This is a genomic window from Herbidospora daliensis (genome assembly GCF_001570585.1).
Classification (GTDB): domain Bacteria; phylum Actinomycetota; class Actinomycetes; order Streptosporangiales; family Streptosporangiaceae; genus Herbidospora; species Herbidospora daliensis.
Genome location: NZ_BBXF01000005.1, coordinates 522984 through 535301, shown reverse-complemented (window position 1 = coordinate 535301; position 12318 = coordinate 522984). Strand labels below are relative to the sequence as shown.

Genomic DNA, 12318 nt, shown 5'->3' with positions numbered 1-12318 from the left:
TCGCGCCATGCGCAAACTGATGGTCTCCGCACTGCTCGCATTCGGCTTCGTGCTGTCCGTGGGCGCCGCGCCCGCGCAGGCGGCCACACTCCGCAACGTCTACTACTACAACTGGGACTGCAACCGGGTCGGCAACCTCGGCATCACCGAGGGCTGGTGGACGTCCTACCAGTGCGTCCCGGAACACGGCTACTGGTTCCTCTACGCGTAGCCCCGGGCGCCACAGTCGGGCCGCGCACCTGCCAGTGCGTGGCCCCGACCGACACGCGTCTCACCGTGCACGACGGGCCAGGACGGCGCAGACCGCCCAGAACAGCCCGGTGAACAGCAGGAAGGCCCCGAACAACCAGCAGGCTCTGGCCAGTTCGGCGCCGTTGAACGGCTGGGGATCCCTGGTCAGCGCGCTGAACGCGAACCCGCAGCCCGCCACGACGACCACCCCGGCGTACGCCGCCTTACGCCAGCGAAGCAGCTTCGGGCCGTCCATGAAGGCGAGCGGCGTCATCAGGAACAGCACCGCCTGGACTCCGGCGGTCCACACCGTCGCCACCACGAGATCCGTGACGTACAGGCCGATCGTGGCAGGGGTGCCCACGTCGATGGACGACCAGATCACGAACGCTCCGCCGCTGACGACGAGCAGGGACACACAGCCGGTCAGCACCGCCCGGCCCGCGTCGTCGCGGTCGAGTTCCGTGCGCCCCGACGCGAGGAAGACGGCGAACACGCCGTACAGGTAGGCGGGTGAGAACGCCAGCCACCATGACAACCCCGCGCAGACCAGTGCGACGAACAACGCCCCCGGCACCGCCTTGAGCACGCCCGCGCCGTTGCCCTTCTCGCGGTGACGCAACTCGATCGGCACCTCGTAGGCGAGCGTGGTGACGAGGAAGGCGACCGCGTAGGCGGCGACCGACCCGAACAGCTGATCAGGCTGCCTGACGTCGCCGGCCAGGGTGAACAGCACCCCGGCGGCGGTCACCGACCCGAGCAGGAGCAGCGGCCGCGGCAACCGCAGGGGCGGCAGGCTCCACCGCTTCGACCGCAGCCGGTCACGGTGCGTCTCGTACAGCTTGTTGAAGTACTCCGCGGGGAACCCGATGAGCACCATGCCCAGCGCCAGCAGAACGGCCAGCACCACAGCCTGGGCCAAGGCGGCCCAGGTGTAATCGGCCACCGGCCGCAGCCCGGCGGGCAACGGAGCCCTCGGCAGCGGTGAGGTGACCGTTTGCGGGGGAGGGGGCGAGGAGATCTCAGGGCCGGGCGACGGGCTGGGGGAGAGGGCCGGGCGCTCGGTCATGGGCTGGCCGGTCGACACCTGATCGTCGGCGGGTTCGGAAACCGGCGGACTCTGGGTGATCGTCACGGTGCCCGCGGGTGGCGCGGGCGTCGTGGTCACCGGCTCCGGATCCACCTGGCCCGGCGGAACGGAGCCGTCTGGTGGATCCGGGCCCTCTGGTGGATCCGGGCCGTCCGGTGGATCCGGGCTGTCTGGTGGATCCGGGCTGTCCGGGGGATCCGTGACGTTGAAGACGACCGCCTCAACCTGCGGACACAGCTCATTCGTCGGATCGTGCCGGACGGACACCGATAGATCCCCGCTGGGAACGTTCGCGGGCACCTCGAAGGTGGTGATCACGACGTGGGTCTCGTCAGCGGCCCGATACTCGTGCCGCCACTCCCCGGGTAGCTCCGTTTCCCCGAGCATCGCCCGGCCGGGATCGCCGCAGTACTCGCCGGCATCGTGCATGGTGAGTGTGATGACGTCGCCCGCCTGTCCTCGTGGCGGGGTCACCTCCAGATGAGCCGACGGTCCCGGGCTGAGGAATCCGGAGATCGTCAGGGCCAGTGCGACCAGCTGCATACCAGCACGATGACCGTGAGCCCTGCCCGGCCGCCTCGGGGAAATCCCCTGACATTCCGGACAGGCGGGCTCCCGCTGAGACGGTTTCGCCGGCGGCGACATCCACGCCCACGTCAGGAGTGCAGGACCGTCCGTACGCGCCGGCGGGCCAGCGCTCTGTGGGAAGATGCGGACCCGTGAAATCAAAGATCGCGGGGATCGGCGTCGCCGTCCTTGCCTCCGTCGTGGTCGTACCCTTACCCGCCCAGGCCGCCGCCCCCAATCCCGTCGTGGCCGTGAAGCGGCTGCTGGCGCAGAAGCGGACGGCGAAGGTCGTCGAATGGGGCACGGTCATGCTGGGCGGCCGGGGCCGCAAGATCAACAGCATGATGCACCTGTTCGACTACCACTTCGAGCGCAAGGGCTGGCTTCAGCTGGGCCCGGCCGGGGTGGTCGGCTCCCACCTGACCCGCAAGGTCATGTTCAAGCGCGACGGCACGCTCGCCATCGCCAAGGAGGACGCGGCCGGCGGCGACCTCCAGGCGAAGAGCCTGCTGGCGCAGACCTCGCTGCACCGGTCGGTCGCGGCGAACGGGCGCCACTATTCGGCCGGGAGGCTCTACTCCCCGGGCCTGCCCAAGGGGCGGCCGTGGGCCTACCGAGGCAAGGCGGTGAGCGGCGGTGCGTTCTCCGACCAGATCGTGAACATCTTCGAGCCGACGACGCTGCAGCGGCTGCTCTCCGACACCTACGAGAAGAAGTACATCTCCGGCCCGGTGTTCATCGACCCGCTGGGCCGCTCACAGACGAACCTCTATTCGTGGCGGGGCAAGCTCACCTTCGCCGACCTCTACGCGGTCTCGCCGACCTTCCGGGCGCTCGCCCAGGCCAAGCCCGACGAGTCCTACGGCCCGGCGCTGGTGTGGTGGGACCTGCTGACCGACCGGGCCGGGGTGCCGGTGCGGTTCAACATCATGTGGGACACCGCCTACCAGGGCTACTACTCGCTGAAGGAGCGCGCCGAGGGCAGCACGATCACCGACTTCGTCGGCTGGCGGTCGGGCCTTCCCGTCAAGCCGCCCCACTCCACGACGGTGGCGGCGCTGCCGGCTCCGGCCGCCGGGTTGCCGGAGTTCGACGACGTCATGGAGGTCATCCGGGGGCGGCGCCCTCGGTGACGGCCTCCAGGCGGTCGAACGCGCCTGGACCGTCGTGGGGTTTCGGCGGGGCGTCGAGGTGGCGGACGCGGAGTTCGTCCATCAGCTCCTCGACGAACGCCGGGCCGCCCTCCCGGATGAGCCGCTGGCGGTCCCGGAGCGTGTCGTCGCCCGGTCGCCAGTCGAGGCCCCAGTCGCCCAGGGCGCAGATGATCGGCAGCGTCCGGATGCCCGCTTCGGTCAGGCTGTAGCGGGCGCGCTGGCCCCGGGCCGCCGTGCCGCGGGTGAGGAGGCCGGCCTCGACGAGGCGGACGAGGCGGTCGCTGAGGATGTTCGAGGCGATGCCCTCGGACGAGCCGAGGAGCAGCGCGCGGAAGTGGCGGCGGTCGCCGAACATGACGTCGCGCAGCACCAGCAGCGACCACCGGTCGCCGAGCACCTCGACGGCGGCGTTGATCGGGCACCCCGACCGTGGGTCCACGTTTCCCTCCTTGACAGGCGTTTCGCCGTCCCGATAGTAGTTGCAGAATACAAGCACTTTCGGAGAGGAGGAACCGATGGGGCGTTTCGTCTACGCGATGCAGGTCTCCCTCGACCTGCGGATCGAGCAGGTTCCCGGCGACAACGGCGCCGGGGAGTGGCTGCGCATCCACGAGGAGCTGCACCGCGAGGCCAACGAGCGCACGCGGGAGCTCGCGCTGCTGGTCCACGGCCGCGTCTACTACGAGGTCATGGAGGAGTTCTGGCCGCACGCGCACGCCGACGCCTCCCTGCCCGACTACCTGCGCGAATACGGCGAGATCTGGACGTCCAAGCCCAAAGTGCTGGTCTCCCGCACCCGGCGTGGTGCTGGCCACAACACCCGGATCATCGGCGGCGACGACGCGATCGAGCGGCTCGCCGCGCTGCGGGCCGAGACCGACGGCGCCATCGGGGTGGGCGGCGCGGCGCTGGCGACCCAGCTGCTCCGCGCGGGGCTGCTCGACGAGCTGCTGCTCTTCACCCACCCCTCGATCCTCGGCTTCGGCCGGTCGTTGTTCGACGACTACGACCGGCCGGTCGACCTCGACCTGATCGAGCAGCGGTCGTTCCAGCAGGGCGTCACCCTGCACCACTACGCGGTCGTGGACGCCAAGGAGGCGGGCTGATGCTGACCCAGGCCGCCGAGGGGGTGTGGGTCCACGAGAGCGTGTTCGTGCAGACCAACACGATCGTGGTGCGGGGGGACGGCGGCGTGCTGCTCGTCGACCCGGGGCTGACCCGCGCCGAGCTCGACTGTCTCGCGGGCGACCTCGCCGAGCTGGGGCAGCCCGTGGTGGCGGGCTTCTCGACCCATCCCCACTGGGACCACGTGCTCTGGGACGCCCGGTTCGGCGACGTTCCCCGTTACGGCACCGCCCGCTGCGCGGCCGCCATGGAAGAGGAGCTGTCGCACGCGGGCGCGAAGGACGACATCGCCGACCACCTCCTGGAGACGGAGATCGCCGGGCAGGTGCCGCTCGACCTCCTCGGCCTCGTCACCGGCCTTCCTCCCGGCGCCACGCGAATCCCCTGGGACGGTCCCGCCGTCCGGATCGTCGAGCATCAGGCGCACGCGCCCGGCCACGCCGCGCTGCTGATCGAGGACCGTGGTGTGCTGATCGCGGGGGACATGCTGTCCGACGTCCTGATCCCGATGCTGGAGTCCGGCGGCGTCGCCGACTACCTCGCCGCGCTCGACCTGATCGAGGACGTCGCGGGCCAGGCCGGCGTGGTCATCCCGGGCCACGGGTCGGTCGGCGGACCGGGTCAGGCGCGGGAGCGGATCGACCTGGACCGCGCCTACGTGCTCGCGCTGCGCGACGGCCGGGCGCCCGCCGACCCCCGGATCGGCCCGTCGGCCAAGCCGGGCTGGGAGTGGGTGGGCGACGTCCACGAAGGGCAGTTCCGGCAGTTCTAGCCGAGCACCTCCACGACCTCCTCCTCGTCCTGGACGACGGCCACCAGGGCGGCGGCGACCACCGCCCACCAGGGGCGGCGTGGCGGTTCCGGCGGCAGGCCGCCCAGGTCGAGCCGGGTCCGCGCGGCGTTCCACGCCTCGGCCGCCTGCAGGTCGAGGCCGCACCCGAGGACGAACGCGGTGAGCGCCTCCCGGCGGGGCAGCGTGTCGCGCTTGAGCATGCCCGCGGCGGTCGAATAGGGCAGATGGTGACCGGCCCGCTGCGCGTGCAGCTGGATGTCGCGGTAGCTGCGTCCCGACCAGACCTTGAGTCGTCGCAGCTGGGCTGCGAACTCGGCGTCGGTGCGCGCGGCGGCCGGGTCGGGACGGGCCGACTGTCCATCGGGGCTCATAACCCGGCAGTACAACGGACTCGCACGGATCCGCACAAGCCGGAACAGCACAATCGTTGCCCCCGGCGAGCGGGATCGGCCAGCGTCGATCGCATGATCTCTCCCTGGTTGCCCGCCGCCCTCGCCGGCGTCCTGCTGTCTCCGGTCCATCCGGGAATCGACGCGTTCCTCGACCGGACGGTGCCGCACGGCCCCGGCGGCACCGTCGCGGTGGCCCGGCACGGCACGCTCGTGCACTGCGCCGGATTCGGCCTGGCCGACCGTGAGAAGAAGACCCCGGCCGGGTGCGACACGGCCTACGACGTCATGTCGATCACCAAGCAGTTCACCGCCGCCGCGATCATGAAGCTGCAGATGGCGGGAAAGCTGCGCACCACCGACCCGATCTCCGTCCACCTCGGCCGGGTGCCGGCCGACAAACGGCGTATCACCCTGCGCCATCTGCTGACCCACACCTCCGGCCTGACCGACCTCGGCGACGACTACGACCCGGTCGGCCGCGACACCATGGTCCGGCGCGCCCTGGCCTCTCCGTTGCGGTCGGCGCCCGGCGCCGCGTTCCACTACTCCAATCTGGGCTACAGCCTGCTCGCCGCCGTCGTGGAGCGGGTCTCCGGCTCGTCCTACGAACGGTTCCTGGACGACCACCTGTTCGCCCCCGCCGGCATGAGGAGCACCGGCTACGTGCTGCCCCGCTGGGCGCCGGGCCAGATCGCGGTCGAGTACGACCGCCAGGGCAGGCGACAGGGACGGCCCACTGATCACCCGTGGGCGGCCGACGGCCCCCACTGGTACCTGAGGGGCAATGGCGGCATGCTCTCCACCGCCCGCGACCTCTACCGCTGGCACCGCGCGCTGAACGGGGACGTGATCCTGTCGCGCCGGGCCAAGGCGGAGATGTTCCGGGCGCGGGTGCTCGTCGACCGGACGGCGAAGCTCTCCTACGGCTACGGCTGGGGTGTGTTCCCGCGCACCGAGTTCGGCCGGGTCGTCGAGCACGACGGCGGCAACGACTGGTCGTACGGCGACCTCGCCCGCTCTCTCGACAAGGGAACGATGGTCTTTTGGATCACCAACCACGCCTACCGGAAGGGGAGGTGGAACCTGGAGGACCTCAACGGCGCCCTCACGAAGGGTCTGCTCCGCTTAGCCGACGCCGATCCGCTGTAGCTCGGGCTCGATCACGGCCACCACGCGGTCCTGGTCACGGCCGTAGGGCTGCCCGGTGTACTTCAGGGCCAGCCGGTCGATGATCTCCCACCCGGCGTCGCCGTCGATCCACTCGACGACCCGCCCGCGGATGACGACGGGCTCGAACGGGTTGTCGGCGGGCGCGATCGAGATCGCCAGCCGGGGGTCGCGGCGCAGGTTGCGCGCCTTGCGGGACCCCGGGCCGGTGAAGACGACGACGTGGTCGCCGTGGGCGCCGATGAAGACCGGCACGTTGTGCGGCGAGCCGTCGGCCAGGAGGGTGGCGAGGTGGGCGATCGAGGTGCCGTCGAGGACGCGGCGGACGTCGGGGTCGATCATCGGGTCACCTCGTAGCGCAGGTGGCTCAGGCTGGTCGCGTCCGGTCATCTGTCCACGTCCTTTCGGGGTTCCTTGAGGAGACTCTGTAACCGTAACAGCTTAAGTTCCTTCAGGGAACCCCGATGGCTAGGATGGCGGCATGCAACGCACCCAGTTCGGTGAGATGGCCTGCTCCATCGCGCGCACCCTCGACGTCATCGGAGAACCGTGGTCACCGCTGATCCTGCGCGACGTCTGGGTCGGCCTGAACCGCTTCGACCAGCTCCAGGCCGACCTCGGCATCTCCCGCAAGGTGCTGACCGAACGGCTCGGCCACCTCGTCGAGCAGGGCGTGCTCGACCGCCACCCCTACGACAACCGGCCGCGCTACGAGTACCGCCTGACCGCCAAGGGGACCGAGCTGGTCGACCTGCTCATGGTCATGACCGCGTGGGGCGACCGGTGGCTCGCGGGTGAGGCGGGCCCGCCGGTGCTCTACCGCCACCACGCGTGCGGCGAGATCAGCGGCGTCGACCTGCGCTGCGCCCACTGCGGCGAGCCGATGCACGCCGGCGACGTCGACCTCATGCCGGGGCCCGGCGCGCGGTGAACCGGCCGGCGGCGTCCCCTTCGAGGTGACCCGGCGGCAGGCGCCGCCCGCAGACCACCAGCAGCAGGTCCTGGGCCCGGCCGGTGACCGGCGATCCCTCCCCGAGCGTCCAGTCGAGGTCGGTCGCCCGCAGCCGCACGCCGGTGAGGTCGGCGCCGAAGAAGGCGACGTTCCTCGGTGTCATCCCGGCGAAGACCATCGCGATCCGGTCGGGCGGCACGATCCGGCCCAGCCCGAGGGCGACCGTGATGTCGAGGCCGTGGATGACGTCGTGCGACAACGCCCCGGCCGGGCCGCCGCCGGGCGGCGTCCAGGGATGGGCGAGGTTGGCCCGGAGCAGGGCGAGGAGGTCGGCGGCGCTCATGCGGTCGCCGTCGCGGCGGGCCAGCCGGTCGGCCATCCGGTTGAAGCTTCCGCCCGATCGTGCCAGTTCCAGGAGCATGCGCCCGGCCGACTGCCGGAACGGCAGCGTCGTGTGGGCCACCACGTCCCTGACCCGCCACCCGTCGCACAGGGTCGGGGCGTCCCACTGGTCGGGCCGGAGTGCGGCCAGCGTCTCGGCCTGCTCGCGGCGTTCGGCGCGGATCGCCGCGCGTACCGTCTCTTCTGTCGTGTCTGCATTCGTCACACCGGACATACGGACCGGAGGCCGCGAACTCATCGGCCGGCCCTAAAGTCGACGCATGGTGGAACGTCTGGAGCGGCACCGGACCGAGCTCACCGGCTACTGCTACCGGATGCTGGGGTCCGGCTTCGAGGCCGAGGACGCCGTCCAGGAGACCCTCGTCAGGGCCTGGCGGGCCTACGACAGCTACGACGAGCGGCGCGGTTCGTTGCGTGCCTGGCTCTACCGCATCGCCACCAACGTCTGCCTCGACATGCTGCGCGGCGCGCAGCGCCGGGCCCTGGCGATCGACCTCGGCCCGGCCGCGCGGGCGGGCGCGCCGCTGGGGCCGCCGATCGCCGGTGACCGGTGGATCCACCCGATCCCCGACGCCCGCGCCCTCCCGGCGACCGACGACCCCGGCGAACTGGCGGTCCGGCGCGAGACGATCCGCCTGGCGTTCGTCGCCGCCCTCCAGCACCTGCCGGCCCGCCAGCGCGCGGCGCTGATCCTGTGCGACGTCCTGTGCTGGACGGCCAGGGAGACCGCCGACCTGCTCGACACCACCGTCGCCTCGGTCAACAGCGCGTTGCAGCGGGCCCGCGCGACGCTGAGGGCCAGGGCCCCAGAGGAGGCCCGGCCTCGCGACGCCGCCCATCGGGACCTGCTCGACCGCTACTGCGCCGCGTTCGAACGCCACGACGTCGACACCCTGGTGTCGCTGCTGCACGAGGACGTCACGATGTCGATGCCGCCGTTCGCCTGGTGGTTGCGCGGCCGCGACCAGATCCGGCTGGCCCTGTCGGCCCCCGGAGCGTCGTGCGCGGGGGCCCGGTTGCGGCCGGCCGAGGCGAACGGGTCAGCCGCCTTCTGGCAGACCCGCCCGGACGCCGACGGCGTCCATCACCCGTTCGCCCTGGTCGTGCTGGAGGTCGCCGACGGCGCGATCACCGACATCGTGACCTTCCTCGACGCCGAACGGCTGCTTCCGCTGTTCGTCACAGATGGTTCCTGGCCAGACCCGCGGGGGTGTCCCGCGCTCCCGTGACCGCCCCGGCCGGGACCGCCTCGTCGAGCGCCGTGAGCTCCTCGGGGGTGAGGGTGATCGCCATCGCGGCCGCGTTCTCCTCCAGGTAGCGCCGCCGCTTGGTGCCGGGGATGGCGACCGCGCCCTGCGCGGCGACCCAGGCCAGCGAGATCTGCGCGGGCGTCGCGCCCCGGCCGGCCGCCACGGCGGTGACCCGCTCGACCAGGTGCCGGTTGGCGGCGATGTTCTCCGGGCTGAACCAGGGGAGGGTGCGGCGGGCGTCGTCGGCGTCGAGGTCGTCCACCTTGCCGATCGCGCCGCCCAGCAGGCCGCGGCCGATGGGGGAGAAGGCCACCAGGCCGACGCCCAGCTCGTCGAGGACGTCCTTCACCCCGTTGTGCAGCACGTCGGGGGCGAACAGCGACAACTCCGACTGCACCGCCGCGATGGGGTGGGTGGCGTGGGCCCGGCGGATGGTGGCCGGCGCGGCCTCCGACAGGCCCAGGTGGCGCACCTTCCCGGCCGTGACGAGCTCGGCCATCGCGCCGACGGTCTCCTCGATGGGCACGTCCGGGTCGACGCGGTGCAGGTAGTAGAGGTCGATCACGTCGACGTCCAGGTGGCGGAGGGAACGTTCCACCGCGCGGCGCACGTGGGCGGGGCCGCCGTCCATGACCGCGCCGTTCTCGAAATCGAGGGCGAACTTGGTGGCGATGGTGATCTCGTCGCGGCGCGCCCCCAGCGCCCTGGTGATCAGCTTCTCGTTCTCGTAGGGGCCGTAGGCCTCGGCGGTGTCGATGTGGGTGACCCCGAGGTCGACGGCCCGGTTCAGGGTGGCGATGGCCTCGGCCTCGTCGCGGGCGCCGTAGAAGGCGCTCATGCCCATGGCCCCGAGGCCCTGGCGGGAGACGCGGAGTGCGCCGAGACTGACGTCGTTCATGTGGTGACTGCCTCGTAACTGGTGATCTTCGCTTCGATGGCGTGCAGGTGGCGCTGGGTGCGCCGGAGCTCGGCGAGCACGCGTTCCCGGTGCCGGGTCAGCAGCTCCAGGCGTTCTCTCTCGGTGCCCTCGCGGCGGCACAGGTCGGCCATGAGCCGGATGTCGGCGATCGACATGCCGGTCTCGCGGAGCATGACCAGGCCGCCGATCCAGGCCAGGTCGCCCTCGCGGTAGCGCCGGCGGCCGCCGGCGTCACGCGGCGTGGGGTCCAGGAGCAGCCCTTCGCGCTCGTAGTAACGCAGCGCCTCGACGCCGATCCCGGTCGCCCGGGACACCTCGGTGATCGACAGGCCCTCGGGCGGAACCTCCACGGTGACCTCGGGAAGCAGAACCTCGCTCATGCGTCCACAGTGCCACCTGTAGCGCACTACAGGTCAAACGGGTGTACCCGGCCGCCTGGAGGTCAGGGGGACGTCATGGTCATCGTCCGGCGAGAGGTCACCGCGTCCCCCGCAGTCCTGCTCGCGGGGGTGGCGGCGCTCTACTTCACCGCCCAGCTCCTCGTCCCCACTCTCGGCATGGGGATCGGCTGGGACGAGGCGGTCTACGCCTCCCAGTACGCCGCCCACGCCCCGCCCGCCGTCTACTCCGCCCCCCGCGCCCAAGGGGTGCCGCTGCTCGTCGCGCCGATCGTGGCGATCACCGACGAGGTGGTCGTCCTGCGGATCTGGCTGACCCTGGTCTCCTCCGTCGCCCTCTTCGGCGCCTTCGCCGTCTGGTTGCGGGTCAGGAACCACTGGGTCGTGCCGCTGGCCGCCCTGCTGCTGGCCGGGTGCTGGTTGTCGCTCTTCTACGGCAACCAGGCGATGCCCAACCTGTACGTCGCCCTCGGCGCGGTCGCCGCCACCGGCTTCCTGCTGACCGGGAGCCCGCTCGGCCTGGGCGCGTCGATGGTGCTCGTCTCGCTCATGCGGCCCACCGACGCGCTGGTGCTGGCGGCGCCGCTGGTCGCGTACGCCCTGTGGCAGCGGAGGTTCCGGGAGACGGCGGCGCTGGCCGCGGGGCTGGCCGTCGGCTGGGGCCAGTGGGCGGTCGAGGCGGTCGCCCGGTTCGGCGGGGTCGCCGAACGTCTCGGCGCGGCGGGGGAGCACAACGACACCGGGCTGACCAGCACCCTGGGCGACCAGGCCCGAGCGCTCGACGGCCCGGCGTTGTGCCGCTTCGGGGTCGAGTGCGGCGGCGTGCCGCCGGTGCTGCTCGTCTGGTGGATCGCGATCCCGCTGGCGGCGGGCGCCGGGCTCTGGGCGGCCAGGCGCACCGAATGGTTCCGCCCGCTCGTGCTGACGACGGCGACGGCCGTGGCAATGGCGCTGCCCTACTTCTTCTACGTCGACTACGCCGCCCCCCGGTTCCTGCTTCCGGCGTACGCCCTGCTGGCCCTCCCCGTCGCGACCGCCGCCCTGCACGCCCCCCGGCTCGGCCTGGCCGGGGTGACGGCCCACCTGGTCCTCCAGACCGTGGTCGCCGTCGGCCTGTCGTCGGGCGTGCGCGCCGACCGCGACGTCATGAACGCCGCCGCCGAGGAGCTCCGCCCCCGGATCGACGGGCCCTGCGTGATCTACGGACAGGGCGGCGCCCAGCTCGGCTACCTGCTGGGATGCGAGTCGCAGGCCATCGCCCAGCGGTTCGGCGACACCATGCCCCGGCGCGTCGAGGGGTTCCGCGAACGCGGCCACGACGTCATCGTGACCCACCGGGGCGTCCGGCCCCCGGCCTACACCGACGGCTGGGACCGGCAGGACCTGGCCGGGCCGTGGCGGGCCCGGTTCGGCGCGACCCCCTGATCAGAGCCAAATCGTCGCGAGCCAGACCTCGGCCGCCGCGAGCACGATCAGGGTGACGTTCAGCCCGGTCTCCTTGACCTCGCCGCGTGACAGGTGCAGCCCGGTCGCGAGCACCTGGAGCACCGTGAACGCGATCGCGGCGGCCAGCGCCAGGCCGGGCAGAATGCCGGTTGCGGGCGGCAGCACCAGCCCGGCCGCGCCCAGCACCTCCAGCACCCCGATGACCCGGACCATCGGCATCGGGACGGTGTCGACCCAGCCCATCATGGGCCGCAGCCGCTCCTGGCTCTGGAAGACCTTCTTACCACCGGCGTAGAGGTAGAACAGGCCCAGCAGGCCGGCGATGATCCAATAGGCGACGGTCATGGTGTTCCTCTCGTTGGTCGCGCCCGCTCATGATGGGGGAGCGCCGGATGGCGTACAAAAGGAACATCCGTGTGCGTGGTAACCGGG

The 12318-nt window shown here is 71.8% G+C and carries 16 protein-coding genes; 8 read left to right on the top strand and 8 right to left on the bottom strand.

Going from position 1 to position 12318, the window contains the following annotated elements; genetic code table 11:
* Positions 1 to 7 precede the first annotated feature (7 nt).
* Positions 8 to 211 (top strand): hypothetical protein, encoded by a 204-nt coding sequence (locus AW274_RS25675; protein ID WP_062339263.1) that lies wholly within the window; start codon positions 8 to 10, stop codon positions 209 to 211.
* A gap of 60 nt (positions 212 to 271) precedes the next feature.
* On the opposite strand, the gene AW274_RS25670 is transcribed toward AW274_RS25675, so the two are convergent.
* Positions 272 to 1399: an FGLLP motif-containing membrane protein gene (locus AW274_RS25670; RefSeq protein ID WP_157520719.1), complete on the bottom strand. Its 1128-nt coding sequence runs from the start codon at positions 1397 to 1399 to the stop codon at positions 272 to 274.
* Between the two features lie 641 nt (positions 1400 to 2040).
* Here AW274_RS25670 and AW274_RS25665 point away from each other — a divergent pair.
* Positions 2041 to 3021: a hypothetical protein gene (locus AW274_RS25665; RefSeq protein ID WP_062437052.1), complete on the top strand. Its 981-nt coding sequence runs from the start codon at positions 2041 to 2043 to the stop codon at positions 3019 to 3021.
* Here the strand turns inward: AW274_RS25665 and AW274_RS25660 are convergent.
* Entirely contained in the window at positions 2996 to 3481 is a 486-nt protein-coding gene (locus AW274_RS25660; RefSeq protein WP_062437048.1) for a winged helix-turn-helix transcriptional regulator, read from the bottom strand. The genes AW274_RS25665 and AW274_RS25660 overlap by 26 nt on opposite strands.
* A 76-nt stretch (positions 3482 to 3557) precedes the next feature.
* On the opposite strand from AW274_RS25660, the gene AW274_RS25655 reads away from it, so the two are divergent.
* Both AW274_RS25655 and AW274_RS25650 read left to right on the top strand, forming a co-directional pair.
* Positions 3558 to 4148, top strand: a complete 591-nt coding sequence (locus tag AW274_RS25655; RefSeq protein WP_062437046.1) for a dihydrofolate reductase family protein — start codon at positions 3558 to 3560, stop codon at positions 4146 to 4148.
* Positions 4148 to 4939, top strand: coding sequence for an MBL fold metallo-hydrolase (locus AW274_RS25650; RefSeq protein WP_062437044.1), 792 nt, complete (start codon positions 4148 to 4150; stop codon positions 4937 to 4939). The genes AW274_RS25655 and AW274_RS25650 overlap by 1 nt, the downstream gene beginning before the upstream one ends.
* Here the strand turns inward: AW274_RS25650 and AW274_RS25645 are convergent.
* A complete protein-coding gene (locus AW274_RS25645; RefSeq protein WP_062437042.1) occupies positions 4936 to 5331 on the bottom strand; it encodes a hypothetical protein in 396 nt (131 codons plus the stop codon). The two genes, AW274_RS25650 and AW274_RS25645, sit on opposite strands and share 4 nt — an antisense overlap.
* Before the next feature lie 93 nt (positions 5332 to 5424).
* Here AW274_RS25645 and AW274_RS25640 point away from each other — a divergent pair, with 93 nt between their 5' ends.
* The gene (locus AW274_RS25640) at positions 5425 to 6501 is read left to right on the top strand and encodes a serine hydrolase domain-containing protein (protein ID WP_062437040.1); all 1077 of its coding nucleotides are present in this window, start codon (positions 5425 to 5427) and stop codon (positions 6499 to 6501) included.
* Here AW274_RS25640 and AW274_RS25635 read toward each other — a convergent pair.
* Entirely contained in the window at positions 6478 to 6861 is a 384-nt protein-coding gene (locus AW274_RS25635; RefSeq protein WP_062437038.1) for a PPOX class F420-dependent oxidoreductase, read from the bottom strand. The genes AW274_RS25640 and AW274_RS25635 overlap by 24 nt on opposite strands.
* A gap of 139 nt (positions 6862 to 7000) precedes the next feature.
* Here AW274_RS25635 and AW274_RS25630 point away from each other — a divergent pair, with 139 nt between their 5' ends.
* The gene (locus AW274_RS25630) at positions 7001 to 7450 is read left to right on the top strand and encodes a winged helix-turn-helix transcriptional regulator (protein ID WP_062437036.1); all 450 of its coding nucleotides are present in this window, start codon (positions 7001 to 7003) and stop codon (positions 7448 to 7450) included.
* Here the strand turns inward: AW274_RS25630 and AW274_RS25625 are convergent.
* The gene (locus AW274_RS25625) at positions 7425 to 8078 is read right to left on the bottom strand and encodes a maleylpyruvate isomerase family mycothiol-dependent enzyme (RefSeq protein ID WP_232320369.1); all 654 of its coding nucleotides are present in this window, start codon (positions 8076 to 8078) and stop codon (positions 7425 to 7427) included. The genes AW274_RS25630 and AW274_RS25625 overlap by 26 nt on opposite strands.
* A 55-nt stretch (positions 8079 to 8133) precedes the next feature.
* Between AW274_RS25625 and AW274_RS25620 the strand changes: the two genes are divergently transcribed.
* Positions 8134 to 9102, top strand: coding sequence for a sigma-70 family RNA polymerase sigma factor (locus AW274_RS25620; protein WP_062437032.1), 969 nt, complete (start codon positions 8134 to 8136; stop codon positions 9100 to 9102).
* Here the strand turns inward: AW274_RS25620 and AW274_RS25615 are convergent.
* Both AW274_RS25615 and AW274_RS25610 read right to left on the bottom strand, forming a co-directional pair.
* On the bottom strand, positions 9053 to 10021 hold the full coding sequence (locus tag AW274_RS25615; protein ID WP_062437030.1) for an aldo/keto reductase: 969 nt from the start codon (positions 10019 to 10021) through the stop codon (positions 9053 to 9055). The genes AW274_RS25620 and AW274_RS25615 overlap by 50 nt on opposite strands.
* Complete coding sequence (locus AW274_RS25610; protein ID WP_062437028.1) at positions 10018 to 10422, bottom strand: MerR family transcriptional regulator; 405 nt, start codon at positions 10420 to 10422, stop codon at positions 10018 to 10020. Before AW274_RS25610 ends, AW274_RS25615 begins: the two co-directional genes overlap by 4 nt.
* A gap of 75 nt (positions 10423 to 10497) precedes the next feature.
* Here AW274_RS25610 and AW274_RS25605 point away from each other — a divergent pair, with 75 nt between their 5' ends.
* On the top strand, positions 10498 to 11865 hold the full coding sequence (locus tag AW274_RS25605) for a glycosyltransferase family protein (protein WP_062437025.1): 1368 nt from the start codon (positions 10498 to 10500) through the stop codon (positions 11863 to 11865).
* Here AW274_RS25605 and AW274_RS25600 read toward each other — a convergent pair whose 3' ends face one another.
* A complete protein-coding gene (locus AW274_RS25600; protein ID WP_062437023.1) occupies positions 11866 to 12231 on the bottom strand; it encodes a DoxX family protein in 366 nt (121 codons plus the stop codon).
* Between the last annotated feature and the right edge of the window lie 87 nt (positions 12232 to 12318).

What these genes read in the sequence shown, in the direction of transcription:
- AW274_RS25600 (WP_062437023.1), bottom strand. Translation starts at nt 12,231, where the DNA reads ATGACCGTCGCCTATTGGATCATCGCCGGCCTGCTGGGCCTGTTCTAC.
- AW274_RS25640 (WP_062437040.1), top strand. Translation starts at nt 5,425, where the DNA reads ATGATCTCTCCCTGGTTGCCCGCCGCCCTCGCCGGCGTCCTGCTGTCT.
- AW274_RS25645 (WP_062437042.1), bottom strand. Translation starts at nt 5,331, where the DNA reads ATGAGCCCCGATGGACAGTCGGCCCGTCCCGACCCGGCCGCCGCGCGC.
- AW274_RS25620 (WP_062437032.1), top strand. Translation starts at nt 8,134, where the DNA reads ATGGTGGAACGTCTGGAGCGGCACCGGACCGAGCTCACCGGCTACTGC.
- AW274_RS25605 (WP_062437025.1), top strand. Translation starts at nt 10,498, where the DNA reads ATGGTCATCGTCCGGCGAGAGGTCACCGCGTCCCCCGCAGTCCTGCTC.
- AW274_RS25655 (WP_062437046.1), top strand. Translation starts at nt 3,558, where the DNA reads ATGGGGCGTTTCGTCTACGCGATGCAGGTCTCCCTCGACCTGCGGATC.
- AW274_RS25675 (WP_062339263.1), top strand. Translation starts at nt 8, where the DNA reads ATGCGCAAACTGATGGTCTCCGCACTGCTCGCATTCGGCTTCGTGCTG.
- AW274_RS25630 (WP_062437036.1), top strand. Translation starts at nt 7,001, where the DNA reads ATGCAACGCACCCAGTTCGGTGAGATGGCCTGCTCCATCGCGCGCACC.
- AW274_RS25635 (WP_062437038.1), bottom strand. Translation starts at nt 6,861, where the DNA reads ATGATCGACCCCGACGTCCGCCGCGTCCTCGACGGCACCTCGATCGCC.
- AW274_RS25650 (WP_062437044.1), top strand. Translation starts at nt 4,148, where the DNA reads ATGCTGACCCAGGCCGCCGAGGGGGTGTGGGTCCACGAGAGCGTGTTC.
- AW274_RS25610 (WP_062437028.1), bottom strand. Translation starts at nt 10,422, where the DNA reads ATGAGCGAGGTTCTGCTTCCCGAGGTCACCGTGGAGGTTCCGCCCGAG.
- AW274_RS25615 (WP_062437030.1), bottom strand. Translation starts at nt 10,021, where the DNA reads ATGAACGACGTCAGTCTCGGCGCACTCCGCGTCTCCCGCCAGGGCCTC.